4 protein-coding genes and 2 pseudogenes are annotated in these 3,837 nt (G+C 38.5%); 2 read left to right on the plus strand and 4 right to left on the minus strand.

Annotated features, from left to right (window positions below):
- Positions 1-20: 20 nt before the first annotated feature.
- From AC1DIV_RS29680 to AC1DIV_RS29690, 3 genes and pseudogenes are all read right to left on the minus strand, one after another.
- The gene (locus AC1DIV_RS29680) at positions 21-365 is read right to left on the minus strand and encodes a hypothetical protein (RefSeq protein WP_340877748.1); all 345 of its coding nucleotides are present in this window, start codon (positions 363-365) and stop codon (positions 21-23) included.
- On the minus strand, positions 362-1,453 hold the full coding sequence (locus tag AC1DIV_RS29685; RefSeq protein ID WP_477577938.1) for a spore germination protein: 1,092 nt from the start codon (positions 1,451-1,453) through the stop codon (positions 362-364). Before AC1DIV_RS29685 ends, AC1DIV_RS29680 begins: the two co-directional genes overlap by 4 nt.
- Before the next feature lie 26 nt (positions 1,454-1,479).
- Positions 1,480-1,964 (minus strand): annotated as a pseudogene (locus tag AC1DIV_RS29690) (spore germination protein); the annotation flags it as partial.
- On the opposite strand from AC1DIV_RS29690, the pseudogene AC1DIV_RS29695 reads away from it, so the two are divergent.
- Positions 1,961-2,249 (plus strand): annotated as a pseudogene (locus AC1DIV_RS29695) (spore germination protein); the annotation flags it as partial. The pseudogenes AC1DIV_RS29690 and AC1DIV_RS29695 sit on opposite strands and share 4 nt — an antisense overlap.
- Here AC1DIV_RS29695 and AC1DIV_RS29700 read toward each other — a convergent pair.
- Positions 2,196-2,453, minus strand: coding sequence for a spore germination protein (locus AC1DIV_RS29700; RefSeq protein WP_445670141.1), 258 nt, complete (start codon positions 2,451-2,453; stop codon positions 2,196-2,198). The pseudogene AC1DIV_RS29695 and the gene AC1DIV_RS29700 overlap by 54 nt on opposite strands.
- Positions 2,454-3,357: 904 nt before the next feature.
- On the opposite strand from AC1DIV_RS29700, the gene AC1DIV_RS29705 reads away from it, so the two are divergent.
- The coding region (locus tag AC1DIV_RS29705) for a hypothetical protein (protein ID WP_477577939.1) at positions 3,358-3,837 on the plus strand (480 nt) is incomplete at its 3' end.

Consider the following 3,837-nt stretch of genomic DNA (forward strand, 5'->3'; position numbering starts at 1 on the left):
TGTACAACTCCTTTATTTCCCTATGCCTTCACGAAGACTTCATGTCCTGAATCACTCCGTTTTAACCATGAACTTAAATTCAAGGGTGATGAAATCCTGCGAATAAGCGAGTATTTGTGAGAAAATCGAATTAAACTGAGGGAGTTCAACAAGCGCAGTGTACTCGTACTGTCAGCTATTAGTTTGTTTCTTGAATAACCATCCCCTTGTTCGTTTAACTTTTTCTCGATGGAGGACTGCTTGGCTTTATCGAATGCTAAACCGATACCTAAACTTTGCTCTTCAATTTCATGACTGCTCCAGCATCCTGTAAGGGATAAGAACAAAAGAACGGAGAGGGGAATGAAGATAAGTGCTTGTTTCATATTTTCCTCCCTCTTATTCTTGAGATAATAAGCAGGAGAAGCGGGAGAAAACCAAATAAAAACAATGCCATATGGCCGACGAAATCCCCTAGTTTAAATAGGTCATTCATATTTTTCGGAATCATGGCAATGATGTAGAGAATCGGAAGCAAGCCAAACATGAATGGGTGAATGCTCTTTTTCGTAAGTTGAGACAGCCCTAAAGCAGCTGCAAAGTATGAGATGCTAAATGTGGCAAATATTTGCATGACCCAAACCCCGAGCAATAAAGATTCAAACCGTTCAAAGATTAAACCGGAGATTTCAAAACTCCGTATAAGGTCCAGTGTCGGCCATGTTCTCAGGACCACTCCATCAACAGATAATGCCCCGATCACCATTACGACCGTTATCACATAAAAAATCAATGGAATGGAAACTCCAACAAGCAGGGCTTTTACTGCTTTTTTTGGCTGATTCATAAACGGAACAAGCAGTAACATGATTTCAGGCCCTGAAAAAGCGAAAGCCGTTGTTTTTACTCCTTTTAGTACAGGGATGACTCCGTCTCCTAATACAGGACGCAGATTATCGATCTCAAATATTTTGAAGCTCATAAAGGTAACAACCAAAAAAAGGATAACTGCCAAAGGTAATATAATCTCAAAAAGACGGGCGATGGGGTTAACTCCTCCGATGATGAGATAAAGACTTACCCACATGAAAATCATGGTAATTGCCCATGTAGGCGTACCTTCCAGAAGTAAATACCTTATAACTTCAGCCATTGCACGGAGCTGAAATCCGGAAGTCATAATAAAATAAAGTATTATAACTAAACTAAGTGAACTCCCCACCCATTTTCCTACAATTTCATTGATGTATAGATAAACGGTTTTTTCGGGAAACTGTTGGCTTAATTTGACCATGACCACCCCCGCGATTATCGCGATAATCCCGCCTAAAATAACGCTTATCCATACATCTGGTGTATGCACCTTCTCGGTAGCTGATCTGGGTAGGGTGAGTAATCCTGTGCCGAGTACAAAGTTGATGACAAAGACAGCTGTTTGAGGAGTTGTAATTTGGTCTTTCGGACTGAGAATCATTCTTTAACCACCCTTCCACCGATAGGTTATCCTTTGCGAATGGGATTTTTTGTATGCATTATCTTTGGACGGCGTTTCATCATCATAAGTGGCATGCGAACCATCAGGTCTTTCCACTCACTTAAGCGATAAGGAACGGCTGGACTCAAATAGGGCACACTAAAGCTTTTTAATTTAACTAAATGGCTGGCCATTAAAAGAAAAAAGAGAATGACCCCGAATAATCCAAATGTAGCAGCACATAGCAAGGAGGGAAAACGAAGCATCCGTAATGTAAACCCAGTAATATATTGCGGAATGGAAAATGATGAAATAGCGGTTAAGGCTACTACAATGACCAAAACTGGGCTAACGATCCCTGCCTGTAAGCAGCTTCCCCAATGATTAAACCGCCGACAATTCCCATTGCGGGACCGATTGGCTTAGGCAATTGGAGTCCTGCTTCCCTCAAAATTTCGATTGATATTTCCATGAATAATGCTTCGATAAGTACCGGAAACGGAACCCCCTTTTCCGCAGGTACAGAATACAGAGCGTCCTGATCGGGTGATCGCTGCTTTGATGGAAGGTCGAGTGTCCCATCTTGTTAGACGGGAAGCCCTTCGCTTTGAGCATGATGTTACAATCACCGGAAGATTATTATGAAAGGTGGATTCCTGGTACATTCATCCGTATTCGTTACCTCGCAGCTATTCTGGCTCTTTTTACACCGTCTTTGTATATAGCTTTCATCTCATTTCATTCAGGGATGATTCCGACCAAACTGGCCATTTCCATTATAGGAACCAAGGCCGGGACTAAGGTGATTATCCTCGATAAGTTGCTCTACATAACCCGATTCCGGAACACTATCAATATCAATTTTCTTAATTCGATTTTCTACCTCTTGAACTAATTCGGGATCAACAATATCTTTAATATAAGCGACAACTAAGTCTTTTTTTGAATGCTTACCTACTTGGAATTGTACTAACGATAAACTTTCATTTTCATCACTCATCCTTTGAGTTGCGAAGCCGATTAAACAATTTGGAGATTAAATAAGGAATAAAAAACACAATAAAAGCTTGTATAAAAACCTGCCATTCTGGAAGGTAGGAAACAATCGTTTTCCACATTTTCATCACCCTATACTTGCCTAATATCAGCAGCTAAAATCTGTGTAATCTTCTACAAAATTCCTTTATTTCTCAAATAGTATTAATATCTTATACGTTTCTTATGCAAGGAAGTTAAAGGCAATTCGCCTTATTTCCATCATCTTATACGTGTATTAGCTACACGAGACAATAAATGCCATCCAACAATCTCCACTGGTTGTAAATATGACTTGGATTTAAATGGGATAATATGTAATGGTAGCTTACATAAACAGTGCAAATGATCCCAATCTAATTGTTATTGGGAAAAGAGAGACCGTTAAGGTCTTTATTTGGTGGTAACTTTTTAAGTTCACGTTTCTTTACTAACCCAATAGCTGATTTATCAATTATGTTCTTAAATCTTAGTTGCGAACTAATATAAGTTTGTGAAGAAATGTACTTAAACTATCGGGTGCGTTAGCGCCATAAGAAGGCCGCCAAATGGCAGCCTTTTGAACGTATGATTCTTATACAAATCATACATTCGGATTCAAGTAAAAAGCACCAAACAAATACTTTTAATTAACTATTAGGGCAGGCTTGAATTGAAGGTCAAGCTGCCGAACCAGACGGCTTTGAAGTAACGAAGCAGATTAAGTAAAAAATAAGGAAAAAAAAGACACAGCTATTGCTAGTGTCTTTTTTGAGACGTTATTACACCTTCGTCTATACTTCACACTGTTGTTAAACATAATATATTGCGGACAACCTGTATTTACTTTTTTGTATCAAATTTTGAAAAAGACGGGAGAACGAACATTAATGGACAAAGAAAAAGGAAGTAAAGAAAAAAAACAAAAGGGGATAGAAGTTTTGGGAGATAAAAAAGAAATACAAACTCAAATGTTGGAACTACAGAGAGAGTCAACAGAAACATTGAATAAAGTCTTAAATGAAATAACACTATTAAATAGTAATCTGGAAAAAATGGGGACTGCAATTTCTTCGATGCAACAAAATGTACCTACTACAAATTCTTCAAACATACTTGCTAATCTTGATGCTGACACAATGTTAAACCTCTTACCGGTCGCAAGTAGCCTTTTTAAAGGTACAGGAACGGGACATGCTATGTATCCGATGTCTCAAGTTCCACAACCTAATCCTTTAAGCTTCCTTAATAATTTGGATATTGATAAAGCATTAGAAATCTTACCGGTTGTACGTAGCTTTTTTAAAGGTACAGAAACGGGACCTGCTATGTATTCGATGTCTCAAGTTCCACAACCTAATCCTTTAAGC

The organism is Peribacillus sp. 05N428 (assembly GCF_056397085.1).

Excerpts from the sequence above, each read along its gene's own strand:
- AC1DIV_RS29685 (WP_477577938.1), bottom strand. The coding sequence starts at position 1,453 with ATGATTCTCAGTCCGAAAGACCAAATTACAACTCCTCAAACAGCTGTC.
- AC1DIV_RS29700 (WP_445670141.1), bottom strand. The coding sequence starts at position 2,453 with ATGAGTGATGAAAATGAAAGTTTATCGTTAGTACAATTCCAAGTAGGT.
- AC1DIV_RS29680 (WP_340877748.1), bottom strand. The coding sequence starts at position 365 with ATGAAACAAGCACTTATCTTCATTCCCCTCTCCGTTCTTTTGTTCTTA.